21 protein-coding genes are annotated in these 16,233 nt (G+C 40.0%); 19 read left to right on the top strand and 2 right to left on the bottom strand.

Features of this window, described 5'->3' with window-relative positions; genetic code table 11:
- Nucleotides 1-31: 31 nt before the first annotated feature.
- From C6Y01_RS03080 to C6Y01_RS03015, 14 genes are all read left to right on the top strand, one after another.
- The gene (locus C6Y01_RS03080; protein ID WP_095285090.1) at nucleotides 32-1,252 is read left to right on the top strand and encodes an EAL domain-containing protein; all 1,221 of its coding nucleotides are present in this window, start codon (nucleotides 32-34) and stop codon (nucleotides 1,250-1,252) included.
- Between the two features lie 259 nt (nucleotides 1,253-1,511).
- Nucleotides 1,512-2,408, top strand: a complete 897-nt coding sequence (locus tag C6Y01_RS03075) for a manganese catalase family protein (RefSeq protein WP_003210823.1) — start codon at nucleotides 1,512-1,514, stop codon at nucleotides 2,406-2,408.
- A 184-nt stretch (nucleotides 2,409-2,592) separates the two neighbouring features.
- Nucleotides 2,593-2,835, top strand: a complete 243-nt coding sequence (locus C6Y01_RS03070) for a YkuJ family protein (RefSeq protein WP_003212254.1) — start codon at nucleotides 2,593-2,595, stop codon at nucleotides 2,833-2,835.
- A 145-nt stretch (nucleotides 2,836-2,980) separates the two neighbouring features.
- Nucleotides 2,981-3,496 (top strand): ribonuclease H-like YkuK family protein, encoded by a 516-nt coding sequence (locus tag C6Y01_RS03065; protein WP_034662766.1) that lies wholly within the window; start codon nucleotides 2,981-2,983, stop codon nucleotides 3,494-3,496.
- Between the two features lie 149 nt (nucleotides 3,497-3,645).
- The gene (gene abbA / locus C6Y01_RS03060; RefSeq protein WP_003210802.1) at nucleotides 3,646-3,837 is read left to right on the top strand and encodes an antirepressor AbbA; all 192 of its coding nucleotides are present in this window, start codon (nucleotides 3,646-3,648) and stop codon (nucleotides 3,835-3,837) included.
- 146 nt (nucleotides 3,838-3,983) lie between these two features.
- The gene (cbpB, locus tag C6Y01_RS03055; protein WP_034663872.1) at nucleotides 3,984-4,427 is read left to right on the top strand and encodes a cyclic-di-AMP-binding protein CbpB; all 444 of its coding nucleotides are present in this window, start codon (nucleotides 3,984-3,986) and stop codon (nucleotides 4,425-4,427) included.
- A 96-nt stretch (nucleotides 4,428-4,523) separates the two neighbouring features.
- Nucleotides 4,524-5,405, top strand: coding sequence for a transcriptional regulator CcpC (ccpC, locus tag C6Y01_RS03050; RefSeq protein ID WP_003211236.1), 882 nt, complete (start codon nucleotides 4,524-4,526; stop codon nucleotides 5,403-5,405).
- 118 nt (nucleotides 5,406-5,523) lie between these two features.
- Nucleotides 5,524-5,946 (top strand): DUF4275 family protein, encoded by a 423-nt coding sequence (locus C6Y01_RS03045; protein ID WP_106037804.1) that lies wholly within the window; start codon nucleotides 5,524-5,526, stop codon nucleotides 5,944-5,946.
- A gap of 186 nt (nucleotides 5,947-6,132) precedes the next feature.
- Entirely contained in the window at nucleotides 6,133-6,609 is a 477-nt protein-coding gene (locus C6Y01_RS03040; RefSeq protein ID WP_095285088.1) for a flavodoxin, read from the top strand.
- Nucleotides 6,599-7,492, top strand: coding sequence for a WD40/YVTN/BNR-like repeat-containing protein (locus tag C6Y01_RS03035; RefSeq protein ID WP_034662759.1), 894 nt, complete (start codon nucleotides 6,599-6,601; stop codon nucleotides 7,490-7,492). Before C6Y01_RS03040 ends, C6Y01_RS03035 begins: the two co-directional genes overlap by 11 nt.
- Before the next feature lie 16 nt (nucleotides 7,493-7,508).
- Nucleotides 7,509-7,967, top strand: coding sequence for a flavodoxin (locus C6Y01_RS03030; RefSeq protein WP_095285089.1), 459 nt, complete (start codon nucleotides 7,509-7,511; stop codon nucleotides 7,965-7,967).
- 109 nt (nucleotides 7,968-8,076) lie between these two features.
- Nucleotides 8,077-8,787, top strand: a complete 711-nt coding sequence (gene dapD / locus C6Y01_RS03025; protein ID WP_106037803.1) for a 2,3,4,5-tetrahydropyridine-2,6-dicarboxylate N-acetyltransferase — start codon at nucleotides 8,077-8,079, stop codon at nucleotides 8,785-8,787.
- 84 nt (nucleotides 8,788-8,871) lie between these two features.
- A complete protein-coding gene (locus C6Y01_RS03020; protein ID WP_106037802.1) occupies nucleotides 8,872-10,002 on the top strand; it encodes an N-acetyldiaminopimelate deacetylase in 1,131 nt (376 codons plus the stop codon).
- Nucleotides 10,003-10,052: 50 nt separating this feature from the next.
- Nucleotides 10,053-10,295: a YkuS family protein gene (locus C6Y01_RS03015; RefSeq protein WP_003211408.1), complete on the top strand. Its 243-nt coding sequence runs from the start codon at nucleotides 10,053-10,055 to the stop codon at nucleotides 10,293-10,295.
- A 26-nt stretch (nucleotides 10,296-10,321) separates the two neighbouring features.
- Here C6Y01_RS03015 and C6Y01_RS03010 read toward each other — a convergent pair whose 3' ends face one another.
- Nucleotides 10,322-11,131, bottom strand: a complete 810-nt coding sequence (locus tag C6Y01_RS03010) for a mechanosensitive ion channel family protein (RefSeq protein ID WP_034662747.1) — start codon at nucleotides 11,129-11,131, stop codon at nucleotides 10,322-10,324.
- A 272-nt stretch (nucleotides 11,132-11,403) separates the two neighbouring features.
- Between C6Y01_RS03010 and ahpA the strand changes: the two genes are divergently transcribed.
- The 3 genes from ahpA to C6Y01_RS02995 all read left to right on the top strand — a co-directional run bounded on the left by ahpA (nucleotide 11,404) and on the right by C6Y01_RS02995 (nucleotide 13,550).
- Nucleotides 11,404-11,946, top strand: a complete 543-nt coding sequence (gene ahpA, locus C6Y01_RS03005; protein ID WP_034662744.1) for a biofilm-specific peroxidase AhpA — start codon at nucleotides 11,404-11,406, stop codon at nucleotides 11,944-11,946.
- An 82-nt stretch (nucleotides 11,947-12,028) separates the two neighbouring features.
- Nucleotides 12,029-12,487 carry a TlpA family protein disulfide reductase gene (locus C6Y01_RS03000; protein ID WP_106037801.1) on the top strand — a complete coding sequence of 153 codons (459 nt, stop codon included), beginning with the start codon at nucleotides 12,029-12,031 and terminating at the stop codon, nucleotides 12,485-12,487.
- A gap of 481 nt (nucleotides 12,488-12,968) precedes the next feature.
- A complete protein-coding gene (locus C6Y01_RS02995; protein WP_034662739.1) occupies nucleotides 12,969-13,550 on the top strand; it encodes a Rok-like winged helix domain-containing protein in 582 nt (193 codons plus the stop codon).
- Between the two features lie 48 nt (nucleotides 13,551-13,598).
- Here the strand turns inward: C6Y01_RS02995 and C6Y01_RS02990 are convergent, their stop codons facing one another.
- Nucleotides 13,599-14,516: a coiled-coil domain-containing protein gene (locus C6Y01_RS02990; protein WP_106037800.1), complete on the bottom strand. Its 918-nt coding sequence runs from the start codon at nucleotides 14,514-14,516 to the stop codon at nucleotides 13,599-13,601.
- A gap of 84 nt (nucleotides 14,517-14,600) precedes the next feature.
- Between C6Y01_RS02990 and C6Y01_RS02985 the strand changes: the two genes are divergently transcribed.
- Both C6Y01_RS02985 and C6Y01_RS02980 read left to right on the top strand, forming a co-directional pair.
- Nucleotides 14,601-15,182 (top strand): molybdenum cofactor guanylyltransferase, encoded by a 582-nt coding sequence (locus tag C6Y01_RS02985; RefSeq protein ID WP_034662733.1) that lies wholly within the window; start codon nucleotides 14,601-14,603, stop codon nucleotides 15,180-15,182.
- 29 nt (nucleotides 15,183-15,211) lie between these two features.
- Entirely contained in the window at nucleotides 15,212-16,228 is a 1,017-nt protein-coding gene (locus C6Y01_RS02980; RefSeq protein ID WP_034662731.1) for a thiazole biosynthesis adenylyltransferase ThiF, read from the top strand.
- Nucleotides 16,229-16,233: the final 5 nt, after the last annotated feature.

The raw sequence follows: 16,233 nt of genomic DNA, 5'->3' as shown, positions 1-16,233 counted from the left end.
AATCACACAAAGAGAGAAGCAGGTGATGAAAATGGTCGATCCATTGGATATTTTAACGAATATTGAAGATGTTTTCCCGCACTATCAAGCCATATTCAGTGCGGAAGAGCAAAAAGTGATAGGCTATGAAATTTTAGGAAGAATGAAGCTTGAGTCTGAAACAGTTAGCCTAGGCTCCTTCTTTACGGATTCATCTATTCCTGACGAATATAAAGTGGAAGTAGATCATAAAGTACTGACGCAAGCACTCGATCTTTTCACAACAGCAGATGATGATTTGCTCATTTTTATTAATCATGATGCCAATATCCTGATGCTTGATCATGGTGAAAGCTTTTTAGAACTTTTGAAGGAATATGAAGCAAGGGGCATTCAGCTTAATCGGTTTGTTATCGAATTTACAGAGCATACGTTTAGCGGCGATATTGAACAGCTTTACCATACGTTAACGTATTTTCGTACATATGGTATTAAAATCGCCATATCGAATATCGGAAAAGAAAGCAGCAATCTTGACCGGATTGCCTTGCTCTCACCCGATCTATTAAAAATAGATTTACACGCATTAAGGGCATCGGCTCCTTCTCCTTCCTATGAATATGTCTTGTACAGTATTTCATTGCTTGCGAGAAAAATAGGGGCGGCTTTAATTTATGAAGACATTGAAGCAAATTTCCAGCTGCAGTATGCTTGGAGAAATGGCGGCAGATATTTTCAAGGGTTCTATCTTCACGAGCCTGCGGCGGAATTAATCGACCGCAATAAACGAAAAGATCAGCTTAGAGAAGAATTCCAGCAATTTATTGCCCATGAGAAAAAGAAACTTCAAACTGTCTACGAACATTCTGAAACATTTTATAAGCGAATTCATCAAGCGGTCACGACCTTAAAAAAATCATGCAGCACAAATGATGAACTTATACAAAAGCTGGCATTAGAATTAACGGATTGCAGCTTTCGGATTTATATGTGTAATGAAGAAGGCTTTCAAATCACTGGAAATGTGTTTAAAAAAGAAAAAGAATGGCTGTTTCAGCCTGAATATATCGAGAAAAACTGGAGCTGGCGCCCTTATTTCCTAGCGAATATTCTCCAAATGAGAATGAGCGGGAAAGGATTTTTCAGTGATATTTACAGCGATTTAGAAACCGGTGAGAGGATACGTACGTTTTCTTATCCGTTAGAGGGAGACATGTATTTGTTTATAGACCTTCCGTATGCCTATTTATATGAGCAAGATGGATTAATTTAAAAGCAGCCGTTTAGGCTGTTTTTTTTAATAGAAAAAAGAAATAAAAAATGGTTGACAATGAAACTGATAATCATTATCATTTAGTTATAGAGAGAAGCTACTCTCTGTTCCCCAACCCCTCTATCAGATCAAGATCCAAAAAACTTGGCGCTACCCCCGCCAAGTTTTTTTGTGCTTTTCATCTTCCCCTCATGCATAGGACATCCCAATCCCTCCATACATCTTAAGTGATGATAGTTAGACGGTAGGAGGGAACGTCATGATCAAACGCGACAAGCGGCTGCTGATTGATTTGCCAAGACCAGATCACCCAGATGCAAATGGTGCTGCTGCTGTGCAAGAATTACTCGGCGGAAAATTCGGTGAAATGTCCACATTAAATAATTACATGTTTCAATCCTTTAACTTTAGAGGAAAACGAAAGCTCAAACCGTTTTATGACCTCGTATCCAGTATTACGGCTGAAGAATTCGGTCATGTAGAACTTGTGACCACAGCTGTGAATCTTATGATTACAGGGACCACTCATGGCGGAGATCCAGATACGACACCGATGAAAGCGGCTGTCGATAAACGAAATACACAGCATTTTATTCAAACGGCTCAAACAGGCTATCCGTTTGATTCCATGGCAAAACCTTGGACCGGAGAGAATGTGTTCTCAAGCGGCAACCTGATTCTTGACCTCCTTCATAACTTCTTCCTTGAATGCGGAGCTCGTACGCACAAAATGCGCGTATATGAAATGACAGATCATCCTACAGCAAGAGAGATGATCGGTTATTTACTTGTGCGAGGCGGTGTGCATGTTGTGGCATATGCAAAGGCGCTTGAGGTAGCCACAGGAGTAGATGTAGGAAAGATGCTGCCGATCCCAAACCTCGACAACAAATACTTTGATTCAGCGAGGAAATTTGAAGACCAAAATGTTCATACAAAACTGTACACATTTAGTGATACGGATTACAAGGACATTAATAAGATTTGGAAAGGCAGCCATCCGATTGATGGAAAGCCGCTCACAGTGATTGAGGGTACGCCTCAAGGAGCACCTGTGCCAGATTATAGAGAATTACCGGAAGAGTTTGCCCCAGGCATTTCCAAAGAGGATTTTGACGAAATTGCCAAACGGCTGATGAGATCTGCGGGTTTATAAAAAACATGGTGCATGAGATCAGAAAAAAGACTCAAACTAAAAAAACAGATTCTTTTTCTTTTTTTGAATTCAAGAGGAAAAATATCATCTGAGAACACTTTATGGTATGATGCTTTGTAGGACTTGTGTATAATCAATACGGGTTCATCTTGAGTTGTTTTTTTGAAAGGAGTCTTTTTTTAGAATGTCACAATTAATGGGTATCATTACAAGGCTGCAAAGTCTTCAAGAGACAGCAGAAGCTGCAAACGAACCGGCACAGCGTTATTTCGAAGTGAACGGTGAGAAAATCTGTAGTGTTAAGTATTTCGAAAAGAATCAAACGTTTGAATTGACTGTTTTTCAACAAGGGGATAAGCCAAATACTTTCCCATTTGACAACATTGATATGATTTCGATTGAGATTTTTGAGCTTCTACAATCCTAAGCTGAATCGTATGAAATGTTTTTTCTAAGGATTCCTTCGTTTATTTGCGGCAATATACATGTGTCATTATTGGCGGTGTACAAATGGAAGATGATCAATCAGCGCATATTTCGGATAAGAGACCATTAAAAAGGAGTTCCTTTCTGTGAGTGATTCTTTTTACTACAATCTTTCTGAAGATTATTTAGCGTTTTCTGATGTCGTCATGAGAATGAAAGACTTTATTCGAAAAGACCCTAGATCCGCCTATGTGTTATCAATTGGTACGGACTCTCAGGTCAATCAAAATGTCACAAGATTTATGACTGCAATTCATCTCCACCGGATTGGCAAAGGGGCTTGGGGCTGCCTCACACAACAAGTGATCAGCAGGCCTGTGCAAAGTCTTAGAGAAAAAATTTCATTAGAGACAGCGTTTAGCCAAAAGGTATGTGCAGACATCCTTGAGGGACCTTTAACAGAACTGATGGATTTGCTTCTTCCGTTTGCTGAGGAAGGGGCAGACCTCCGTTTTGAAGCCCATCTAGATATTGGCAAAAAAGGAAGTACGAAAGAGCTGATCCAGGAAATGACCGGAATGATCACAGCTATGGGAATTGAAGCTAAAATAAAACCCGACTCATACGCAGCATTTTGCTATGCCAATCGATACACAAAATAAATTCCGTCATTTTTCTCCAAACCTTGTCGAAACGTGCGGTTGACGATTCGATTCTAGTTCCTTATTCTAGCTGTATAGAGAGGAAGCAGACATTCAAAAGCCTGCTAATCAATATAAAAGCATATATGAAACAGGGGGCCTGATGTTGGATGAGCGTCATCGAAAATCGTTTTAATGAAGAAGAGAAAAAGCTATTATTAAACGTATTGCTGAATCAGGAATATGCTGTCGAATTACTAAGCAGTGAGATCAATGATATAGAATGTGGAACAAAAAATGTCGATGACAATACGTATAAGCAATTGATCACATTGTATGACAGAGTAAGGTTTGAGAATTAATATTGATTTAACATTCTATTAGATACTCGGGAGCTGAGTATCTTTTTTATGCAGAAAAAATCTTTCGACAAATTTCGTTTTAGTTTATGCTTAATGATAAAGGGGAATGTATGATTGATGATCGAGAGAAAAGGGGTCGAAGAAACATGATAGAGATAGAACCAACTCAATTGCTTGAGTCAACAATAGCCGAGCATATGATTGATGCAGATAAAGTGGCACATGTTCAAATTGGAAATAACCTTGAGCATGCCTTATTGGTCCTAACAAAAACAGGATATACAGCCATCCCGGTTTTAGATCCTTCATATCATCTGCATGGGTTAATTGGAACGAATATGATCATGGATAAGATCTTTGGTTTAGAACGAATTGAATTCGAAAAACTGGACCAACTGAAGGTAGAAGAGGTCATGCTGACTGATATTCCAAGACTTAAAACAACGGACCCTGTGCTAAAAGGCGTTCACGCTGTGACGAATAATGGATTTGTTTGTGTAGAAAATGAGGAGCAAGTCTTTGAAGGAATATTTACACGACGTGTTGTATTAAAGCGCTTAAATGAAGTGATTCATGCCGCGAAAAAATGAGCTGAAGCCCAGCTTATTTTTTTTGCCTTCATAAGCTATAATTTATATAATGACCATATGAAATAAGAAAATCTTATAGAGAGAAAGGGGACGCCCATGCAGCTTCAGGAGTTACATATGCTTGTTGTGCTTAGTGAAGAATTGAATATGAGAAAGGCTTCGGAGCGGCTCTTTGTCTCTCAGCCTGCTTTATCTCAAAGATTGCAGACGATCGAAAAGGAGTGGGGAACCAAAATCTTTTTTCGTTCACAGAAAGGGCTCACCGTGACTTCGGCAGGTGAACAGATCATTCAATTTGCAAAAGAGGTGACGGTTGAGCAAGATCGAGTGAGAGAACGAATCGATGAACTTGAAGGGGAAATTCACGGTACACTAAAGCTTGCGGTTGCATCCATTATTGGACAGCACTGGCTGCCGAAAGTGTTAAAGCGGTATGTCGAAAAATACCCAAATGCGAAGGTATCACTTGTGACCGGCTGGAGTAGTGAAATGCTCAAAAGCTTATACGAGGACCACGTGCACATTGGAATTATTCGCGGAAACCCTGATTGGAAGGGAACAAAGGAATATTTGATGACAGATCATTTATATTTAGTCGATTCTGTCATCAAAGACGTGGACGAGTTAATCGAGACAGAACGCCCGTTTATTCAATTTAAAAGCGACAGCACGTATTATCAGGAAATCCAGCACTGGTGGCACCAAAAATTTAAAGTGTCTCCAAAGCAGACGATTCTAGTGGACCAGATTGAGACATGTAAACAAATGGCCTACCACGGCATCGGCTACGCCATTTTGCCTTCAGTCACCTTATATGACCACGAAAAAAGTGTTCATAAAACACCGCTTGTTGACGTGAATGGAGAGCAAATCGGACGTGACACATGGCTGCTAGGCTATGAAGCTTCTTTTCAATTAAAACAGGTGCAAGCATTTGTCGGTGTGGTCAAAGAAATGCTTGAAAGTGATGCGGTGTAAGTACCTTCTTGGAAGAGGAAGGTGCTTTTTTAGGTAAATAATCAGTTTGATTAAATTTACTTATTGCACGCATATCCAATAGATAGATGGAGCGAATTATAGAGGAGACTTCGATCTTATGAAAAACAATCAATTAATCAAAATGAACAAACCTGAATGGGGAGATCATTTGCGCGTGAGGTGGCGTGAACGTTTTGCTAGTCATCTTTCAATTAAAGAACAAAACGAGATATCAATAGATGATTTTTTATGGCATTTATGCAGTTTTGGAATGGTTACATGCCTTGAAAAGGCTGAAGCGATAGACGCATTTTTTCACCAATCAAAGGATAAGTGTACTGTTTTTTATCAATTTGTTGACGAGGCGTATCTTTTCGAAAATGCCAGCTCTCTTTTAATCAATGATTTACCATATGAGTCTAATAATATGGATTATAACGATATGTATGTGATGGATTGGAATGAAAAATGGACATTTGTGATGACGCACGAAACGGATTATGGTCCATATTTTATTCGAATAGATGAATTGAACGAATGAGGAACCGATGATCTCTTCGATATGAAAAACCCGCCTTCCAATTGGAATGAGCGGGTTTTTCATTGGGTTATAGTAATGATTGGTCAAAGCTTTTTCATAAAATCATTTGACAATGAAAATCATTATCATTTAAAGTGTACATATAATAATTGAAAATGATTATCATTTAGGTGAGGTGACCGATAGATGAAAGCACTAATTGCATTTGCGAGTATGTCTGGTAATACAGAAGATATGGCAGCAATCATAAAGCAAACACTTGAAGGAAAAGGGATAGACACAGAGATGATGGAATTTGATGATACAAGCGCAGAGGACCTTTCTTCATACGATTATGTGTTCATCGGTTCTTATACATGGGGTGATGGTGATTTACCTTATGAAGCTGAGGACTTTTATGAAGAGGTCTCTACGCTTGAACTAAGTGACATCAAAGCAGCTGTGTTCGGATCTGGAGATTACAGCTACCCGAAGTTTTGTGAGGCTGTCCATACATTTCATAACATGCTCAAATCAACCGGGGCATCCGTATTTCCTGAGACATTGAAAATGGAGCTTGCGCCAGATACAGATGAGGATGTCGCGTGCTGTCAGGAATTTGCCACGAGCTTCTTAACTTGGGCCACTTTGTCTGAGAAACGAGTTGAAAATCATGTTTCATAAAGGAGCGACAGCTGTTGCTGCTTCTAAAAATGGTGGATACTTTGTCGCTGTAAAACGTGAAGGTATTTTTCACTACAGTGTGGAGAGCGGGTGGCAGCAGCTCTTTAAGCTCAAGCATAAAATTCATGCCATCAGCTATATCGGACCTTATTTATTCGGTGTTGGTGAAAATGGCACAGTGATTAGATCAGGAGATGAAGGCAATACATGGGCGCTATCATCATTTCCAACAAATGCAGTCGTTTGGTCTATTACAGGACGCAAAGACGGGTTTGTGTGTGCACATGGAAAACATAGTATTTATGTGTCAAATGATTTCGGGATTTCCTGGGAAATTATGAAGCCATTTGCTCATGTGAACCACCCGCCTGTTATTCGTTCTTTATGTGCTGCAGGTGATCACCTTTATATTGGAACACAGATTCATGAGGTTCACGGAGGAATATGGATGTATGACTTGGAGAGTGAGCAGGTTTTCCTCCTAAACAGAGAGGAGCACCGGATGACAGCTTCTATGCTGCTCTGTCAGGAACATCTTCTTGTTTGCGCATTAGGATCAAAAAAAGGAAAAAAGGGATCTGTTCAAATTTTAGATTTACATACAAATATGCTGCATGATATTCAATCACAGGCCTTTGCTAGAGAGGAATCATTTTTGGATGTGTCAGAGGATAATGGCATTGTATATGTGACCACCTCACAAGACGAACACGGATTTTCTAAAGTGTATCAGCTTGATATTGAGCAAAAAGAGCTCAAATGGTTTGATACGATCAAAGGACACGGTTTTCGTGTAGCCAATCAAAATGAAAACTTTTTCTGTGCTGGTTTATATGAAAGCAAGTTTGTGAGGCCATATGAGGAGCCGGCATTGATTCATTGATAAGGAGGAAGAAAAAGTGACAGAAAAGGTTTTATTGGTGTATGCCACGATGTCTGGGAATACAGAAGCGATGGCAGATTTAATTGAAAAAGGAATAACAGAAGCGGGAGCTAGCGTGGACCGGCATGAAGCGATGGATATTGATGCAGAGCTTCTCGATGATTACACGCACATTATGTTAGGTGCGTACACATGGGGAGATGGTGACCTTCCTGATGATTTTATTGATTTATATGAAGAAATGGAAGAGCTTGATTTAACGGGAAAAGCATTTGCTGTATTCGGTTCTGGGGATACATCTTATGAGCATTTTTGCGGAGCTGTTGACCTAATCGAAGAAAAAGTGAAGGAACTTGGCGGTGACATTGTCTTGCCATCAGTCAAGATTGAGCTGAATCCAGAAGGAGAAGAAGAAGAGAAATTGATTTCTTTTGGCAAACAATTTGTTCATCTTCACCAGCAGGAAGCGGGGTAATCGGTCCCGCTTGTTTTATTTTCCATTGAAGAGTCAACTCTTTCACTTGTCATTAAAACTCTCCTTTGGTACAGTAATGAAGTATAAATTAAGAGGAGGACATACATACATGAAACAAATGGACGCTAATGAAATTATTTCATTTATTCAAAATAGTACAAAATCAACACCTGTGAAAGTCTACATCAAAGGTGATTTAGAAGGTATTAAATTTGGTGAACATGCAAAAACGTTCATCACAGGAAACACTGGAGTTGTTTTCGGTGAGTGGAGCGAAATCCAAGAAGCGCTGGAAACGAACAAAGACAAAATTGAAGATGTTGTCGTGGAAAATGACCGCCGCAACTCTGCAATCCCGATGTTAGATTTAAAGAACATTAAAGCACGTATTGAGCCAGGTGCTATCATTCGTGACCAAGTAGAAATCGGTGATAATGCAGTCATCATGATGGGAGCTTCTATTAATATCGGTTCTGTGATCGGTGAAGGTACGATGATTGACATGAACGTGGTGCTTGGCGGCCGTGCAACAGTAGGTAAGAACTGTCATATCGGTGCTGGGTCTGTTCTTGCAGGTGTCATTGAGCCGCCGTCTGCTAAACCAGTTGTTGTAGAAGATGATGTTGTCATCGGTGCGAACGCTGTAGTTCTAGAAGGTGTGACAATTGGTAAAGGTGCAGTCGTAGCAGCTGGTGCGATCGTTGTGAACGATGTGGAGCCTTACACAGTTGTAGCAGGTACACCTGCAAAGAAAATCAAAGACATTGATGAAAAAACAATAGGTAAAACGGAAATCAAACAAGAACTGCGTCAGCTTTAATTCACATAATTCGCAGTTGAAGACATAGACGTGGATGATATATATCCACGTCTTATTCGTATAGAGGAAAGGAAGCGAGTTCACTTGTTAAATCGTGAGCAATTAATATCCATTCGAAGAGATTTACACCAAATCCCTGAGCTTGGTTTTAAGGAATTCAAAACACAAGCGTATCTCATCAAGCATCTTGGTGCTTATTCAAAAGATCGAGTTGAGATGGAAACGTGGCGCACTGGACTTTTTGTCAAAGTAAAGGGAACAAATCCTGAGCGCGTTTTTGCTTATCGTGCAGATATGGACGGCCTCTCTATTACTGAGGAGACAGGGTATCCATTTCAATCAGTACATGAAGGGAACATGCACGCATGTGGACATGACCTTCATATGACCATCGCACTTGGAATCATTGATCATTTCGTTCATGAGCCAATCAAAGAAGATCTATTATTTATTTTCCAGCCGGCAGAAGAAGGTCCAGGCGGAGCTGAACCGATGCTTACAAGCGATGTGCTGAAAAAGTGGACGCCAGACTTTATTACAGCGCTGCATATTGCACCTGAATATCCTGTCGGAACGATAGCCACAAAAACAGGGCTGTTATTTGCTAATACGAGTGAGCTTGTGATTGATCTTGAAGGAAAAGGCGGACACGCTGCTTACCCTCATTTAGCGAATGATATGGTTGTGGCTGCGAGTGCACTTGTAGGTCAGCTGCAATCGGTTATTTCTCGTAATGTCGATCCTCTTGATAGTGCGGTCATTACGATTGGCACGATTACCGGCGGAACGGCTCAAAATATCATTGCCCAGCATGCAAAGCTTGACGGCACTATTCGTACACTTTCACCAGAGTCTATGGATAAGGTGAGAAAGCGAATTGAAGCACTAGCAAAAGGGATTGAAATTGGCTACGAATGCAAGGCAACCGTGCGATACCCTTCATCTTATTACGAAGTGGACAATTCAAAGGATCTGACAGAGGAATTTATGTCATATGTTGCCGGAGAAGGGCTTGCGAATGTGGTTGAATGCAGAGAAGCCATGACAGGAGAAGACTTTGGCTACATGTTGAAAAAATACCCTGGATTCATGTTTTGGTTAGGGGTCGATTCAGAATATGGCCTGCATCATGCAAAACTCATGCCTGATGAAAAAGCGATAGAAACAGCTGTAAACGTTATGACAGCTTATTTCAAAAAGCAAGCAGGTGAATGAATAATCAAGCTGCCTCCTGTACACCTTATGAACAGGAGGTGTTCTTGATTATGACAAGAATTGGTGTAGAACCATCTTTATCCGATGTAGAAGAACTACTGAAGCAAAAAGGGTATGACGTCGTACGTATTCAAAATGAACAGCAAATGGATCAGTGTGACTGCTATGTGGTCACAGGGCTAGATTCAAATGTTCTTGGCATTTCAGACACAACGACAAAAGCATCTGTGATTACTGCGTCAGGTATGACGGCTGATGAAATTTGTCAAGAAGTAGAACAGCGTGTTCAATAAAACAAACAAGAAAAAGAACCGGTAGATTATAACCCCGGTTCTTTTTGCTCTTTTTCTATATCGAGTACTTCTTTCATTTTTTTGCGCAAGATTCGTTCTACCCGCCATTGCTCCATTGTTTCGGTTTTAGCTATGATGCGCAGTACGAGGGAAGAGGAGCCGAACGCCTCCACGCCGACAACTTGAGGTCCTTCGATAATTTGAGGGATTTCTTCCCGTACCTCATCACACGCAGCTTGAAGGGCTGTGATCATTTGATCCACATTCTCTTCTGGAGATAACTCGATATCAACGAGTGCCTGCATCGTCCCTCTTGAATGGTTGCTCACGTTCAATATACTTCGATTTGGGATAAAATGAAGGGTGCCGTCAAAGCTTCGAAGCTGAGTGGTTCTAAGTCCAATTTGTTCTACGATCCCATCAAAGCCAGCAACTGTTATATATTCTCCCACATCGAATTGTTTCTCTAATAATATAAAGAATCCTGTCACAATATCACTCACTAGTCCTTGAGCGCCAAAACCGATCGCAAGCCCCACAACGCCTGCGCCAGCTAGCAAAGCGGTCGGGTTATAATGAAATAAGTCGAGGATCATGACCACTAGAATAAAAATCAATATGTAGGCGAAAATATTTAACGTGAGACTTTGCAGCGTCTGAGCTCTTGATAAAGAGACGTCATGTTTTTCAGAGAATGTGGAATAGGCACGCCTAATCATCTTGTTTCCGATGGCTCTGATGATAAAATAAATCGCAAAAATAACGATTAGTTTTAGCAAAATCATACTGCTATTGAGGATAATGGAAACCCAATCTACTTGTTCAAATGCTTTCATGTTCTTCAAAACCTTTCTATGTATGCTCTAATAGAGAAGCTAATCATTTGTTCCCTTATGCAAGACATGTTAAACTTTTGTTAAGTGGAGCAAGAGATTGTGACAAATCGTTAATTAAATTTATTATTAATTAATATTGACTAAAAACCGCTTAAGTATTATAATTGTAATTGTGAAGTTATTAACTAAATGAGAATTTCAACTTTTGATTCTCATTTTATATACAGCTTAGAAGTCTGTATAAAGATATTATTTTTTGGAGGGATTTACATATGGCAGAGCGTTTTGTAGGAAAACAAGCTCCACGTTTTGAAATGGAAGCAGTACTTGCTAACAAGGAATTTGGTAAAGTGAGTTTAGAGGAAAACATGAAGAATGACAAATGGACAGTTCTTTTCTTCTATCCAATGGATTTCACATTTGTTTGCCCAACTGAAATTACAGCAATGAGCGATCGTTATGATGAGTTCGAAGATTTAGATGCAGAAATCATTGGTGTATCTACTGATACAATCCATACGCATCTAGCTTGGATCAACACAGACCGTAAAGAAAATGGTCTAGGTGAATTGAAATATCCGCTAGCTGCTGACACAAATCACACAGTATCTAGAGAATACGGCGTTTTAATTGAAGAAGAAGGTATTGCACTTCGCGGTCTATTCATTATCAACCCAGAAGGCGAACTTCAATATCAAACAGTATTCCACAACAATATCGGTCGTGATGTAGATGAGACATTACGTGTTCTTCAAGCATTACAAACTGGTGGACTTTGCCCAGCTAACTGGAAGCCTGGTCAAAAAACACTTTAATTGATAGCTGAAGAAACAGGAGGGTCTAACTGATGTTAGACCTTTTTGTTTCGACACATACAATGGATGGAGGCGCTTCAAAATGAAATTACGTCAACCAATGCCAGAACTAACTGGTGCAAAAGAATGGTTAAATGGAGAAGTAACAAAAGAAGGTCTAATTGGTGACAAACCAACATTGATTCATTTCTGGTCAGTCAGCTGTCATCTTTGTAAAGAGGCCATGCCTCAAGTCAATCAATTCCGTGATGAATACAAGGATCAACTAAACGTTGTAGCCGTTCATATGCCGCGTTCAGAGGATGACCTAGATCTAGATAAAATCAAAGAGGTTGCGAAAGAGCATGAAATCACGCAGCCAATTTTTGTGGACAGTGATCATCACTTAACAGAAGCCTTTGAAAATGAATATGTACCAGCATATTATGTATTTGATAAAACAGGTGCTCTGCGCCACTTCCAAGCTGGCGGAAGCGGAATGAAAATGCTTGAGAAACGTGTCAATCGAGTGCTTTCTGAGTCTGAAAAGGCTGCAGAATAGGCTTTCCCCCATAAATGGGGGTTTTTTCATGGACAAAAATAGGCGACCTATTGCACGGAATGGACTTTTTATGTACGTGTCCTTCCTAAGAAAAGAGAAATTGAGGGAGTTTATTAAAAAATATTCCTGAAATAAAAAGGTATTAAGACCTATTTACATTTTTGTTTTGAAATGAAAATGTAAAGATTTTAACTTTTTACTATTCAGAACGTTTTTTCACAAAAGAAATTTCAGTTTGGTAAATAACGATGTAAATCAAGTAGTATAAGTGTTTATTCAAATTTTTTACAATATTTTAAAGTTTGTCAAAAGCCTTTAGTGGCAATGAAATGGATGCCGATTGTTCCTCTTTGGCAAAATTTTAGTTGAAAATACCTATCTGATAGCAAACTGTAAAATGATAAAAAAATAGTTGATAAAATTAGTTTTCTAATCTAATATTTACTATAGAATATTTTTTATATGATGAGGGGGAAATCCATTGTTTAATGAGAGGGAAGCGTTACGATTACGATTGGAACAACTAAACGAAGCAGAAGTAAAGGTCATCCGTGAATATCAAATTGAGCGAGATGCGATTTATGCAAAATTAAGAGAATTAGACCGTCAAGGAACAGGTCTAGTGTCAGATACAAAAAAAGAAGTGCGTACAGAAAGAAAGACGGATTCGCTGCCTGTATTAGCTGAACTGGCTGCACAAGAAATGAGAAGCTACCAGCCGCCGGCACAATCACAATCAAATCCTGCATCATCTTTAGGAACAGGACAGCTAAACGGTGTACCTGTAGGTATTCCTGAAGGATCTACAAGACGCAGAAGAGGCACAGCCCGCCCTGGTTCAAAGGCAGCTAAGCTTCGTGAAGCTGCGATTAAAACGTTAAAGCGTCATAATGCGGCGATTAAAAGCTCTGAGCTTCAAAAAGAGATTGAAAAAGAGAGCGGTCTTGAAATTCCAAATATGACAACGTTTATGCAAAGCTTAATTAAAATGTATCCTGAAGTGAAAAAGCCATATCGCGGACAGTATATTTTAGAAGGCGACATTCAAACAGAAGACGAATAAATAAAAGAAACTGCTGACGTAAAAGCCAGCAGTTTTTTATTGCGAGAATTACTTTTTTTGATCAACTGTATAGACAATTTTTCGTTCCTTTGACAGGTGATCACGCTGTTTTTTGAAGCCGTCGATCTTCACTGTCATGACCTCTCCATTTCCCTGCACCGCATCGACTTGTGCCTGGAGTATTTGAACTTGTTCGTTCAGCTTTTTCAAGATGGGTTCGATTTCTTCCGTTGTTTGCAGGACGCTGTCTCGAGAGAATGGCTGTGAATTTGTTTGAGCTGACTGGTCAATATCAGCAAAATGAGATGCGATCCATTCCTCGCTTTCTGCTAACTGCTTTTGATAGCTTGTGAGCGTTTCATAAAAAATCGCTTCCTTTGCTTTTTCAATTTGCAGTAATTTCTCTTGTGTTTCATAAAAACGCTCCTGCAGGTGTCTAACGCCTTCCTGTAATAGATGAAGCTCTGCATTTTTATCACTTAATGTTTGCTGCAGTTTCTCAATCACAGCGGATAAAGTATTTCCTTTTTTCTCCTCTTTTGCAAGCCGTTTATCTTGATCCTGCATCCGTTCATTTAATTGTTGAGAGATTTCTTTATATTTGATGACTTTTAAATGCAGCCGATGTTTTTCTTCCGTTTCTTTCCTTCTATGAAAGGTTTCCTTTTGGAGCATTTCATGAAGAAAGACTATTTTATGTAATAATTCAGATTTGCTTGAGGAGAGATCCTGTATTTTTGAGGCTGCATCGTCTTGATCAATGGTCATTTCATCCAATTGTTGTTTTAATTGCGTGTAATCCTTTTTCATCTCATAATATTCTTGAGTTAACTTCTTATTTTTAGAATACGTATATGAGGACTGTAAATCAGAGATCATTTGTTGATATTTGGCTGTTTCAGCTTTTAAGTATAAATTCTCTTGAGATAGGTCATGGAATAGGGGAGAAGCATGGCGCCTGTTCATGGATAGACCCTCCTTATTCATGTTACCAATAAAGTATGCGAAATGAGTGCGATTAGAACAACCATATCCAAGGAGGGTGAGAGAATGGATGTAGTGAATGTCATTTTAGCTGGAGGAGCTTCCAGACGTTTTGGAGTGCCAAAGGCAAGCCATATGTATCAAGGAAAACCACTATATGAGTATGTGAAAAAGCAGCTTTTGAAAGGACAGATGGTCATCATCAGCCATCCATCACTTCTGCCCTTTTTTAAAGAAAGAGGTGAACGAAGTGTGTGGTTAGATGATGAACAGGTGCGCGGATGCGGGCCGCTTGCCGGCATGTATACGGCGATGCAAAAGCAAGAAGCAGCATGGTATTTGGTGACGGCATGTGACATGCCCTTCATACGGAGGGAGACCGCCGAAGCATTATCGTCCTATTGCAGCGAGCACGTAGATGCTATCATCCCGCTTGTTCAGGGCAGATTACAGCCTTTATTTGCGCTTTATCACCGCCGCTGTCTGCCGTCCATTGATGCGTGTTTAAAAGAGAATCAATTAGCCATCAAAGAGTTACTTCAAAGGCTTAAGGTGCGCATCGTCCCAGAGGAGGAACTGAACGTAACACCAAATGAATTTCGAAATATCAATAAAAGAAGCGATTTACCTGAAAACGGTATGATATGATACATAAAAATGGTGAGGAGAGAACAGCATTGAATGACCGATATTCAAGACAAATCTTGTTCCCTCCGGTTGGGGAAAAGGGTCAGCGTGCGCTTGCTGACAGTCATGTTCTGATCGTTGGAGCCGGTGCACTTGGAACTGCCTCCGCTGAAGGGCTTGTCCGGTCTGGGATCGGCACGTTGACGATTGTTGATCGTGATTATGTAGAGTTTTCAAATTTACAGCGGCAGCAGCTGTACACAGAACATGATGCAAAGGCACATGTGCCAAAAGCAGCTGCGGCAAAAAAACGTCTCCAAGAGATCAATCATGAAGTGATCATACACGCCCTGATTGAAGATGCAGGGGTGGAGCTGTTAAGACCGTTATTTCAGAGCGCAGATATTGTCATTGATGCGACGGATAATTTTGAGACGAGAATGGTGATGAATGATTTATCGCAGGAAACGAAGACGCCGTGGATATATGGCGCTTGTGTGAGCAGCCAGGGGATGTATATGACCATTTTGCCGGATAAAACGCCGTGTTTATCGTGTGTCTTTACAGAACTGCCTGTTGGCGGCTTGACGTGTGATACAGCGGGGATTATTTCTCCAGCAGTTCAAATGGTTTCTGCTTATCAGCAAACAGAGGCGCTAAAATATTTAACAGGACATGAAGATCAAATCGAACGGAAATTTGTCACATTTGATCTTTGGCAGGCGACATCGTTTAAAATGGATTTGTCTCGTACTAAGCAGAAGAACTGCCCATCCTGCGGTGAAGAAAGAACCTATCCTTATTTACATGAGCAGCGTAAAAAAACGACGATTCTTTGCGGACGGGATACAGTTCAAGTTGTATCTAAAGATTTAGCAAATCTATCATTTCAGCATGTGAAAGAGAGGCTGTCATCTATTTGTGAGGTGGAAGTGAATGACTTCTTAATCCATGTCCGCTATGAATCTTATCGTATTGTCTTTTTCAAAGGTGGACGTGCATTAATCCATGGGACGAATGATGAAAAAGCAGCCAATTCATTACTAGCAAGACTGCTAGGGATATAGGAGTG

The sequence above is a fragment of the Bacillus sp. NMCC46 genome, from assembly GCF_002998465.1.
In the GTDB taxonomy this organism is placed as follows: domain Bacteria; phylum Bacillota; class Bacilli; order Bacillales; family Bacillaceae; genus Bacillus.
The sequence above is the reverse complement of the archived record's forward strand: the minus strand, read 5'-3'. Positions and strand labels throughout refer to the sequence as shown.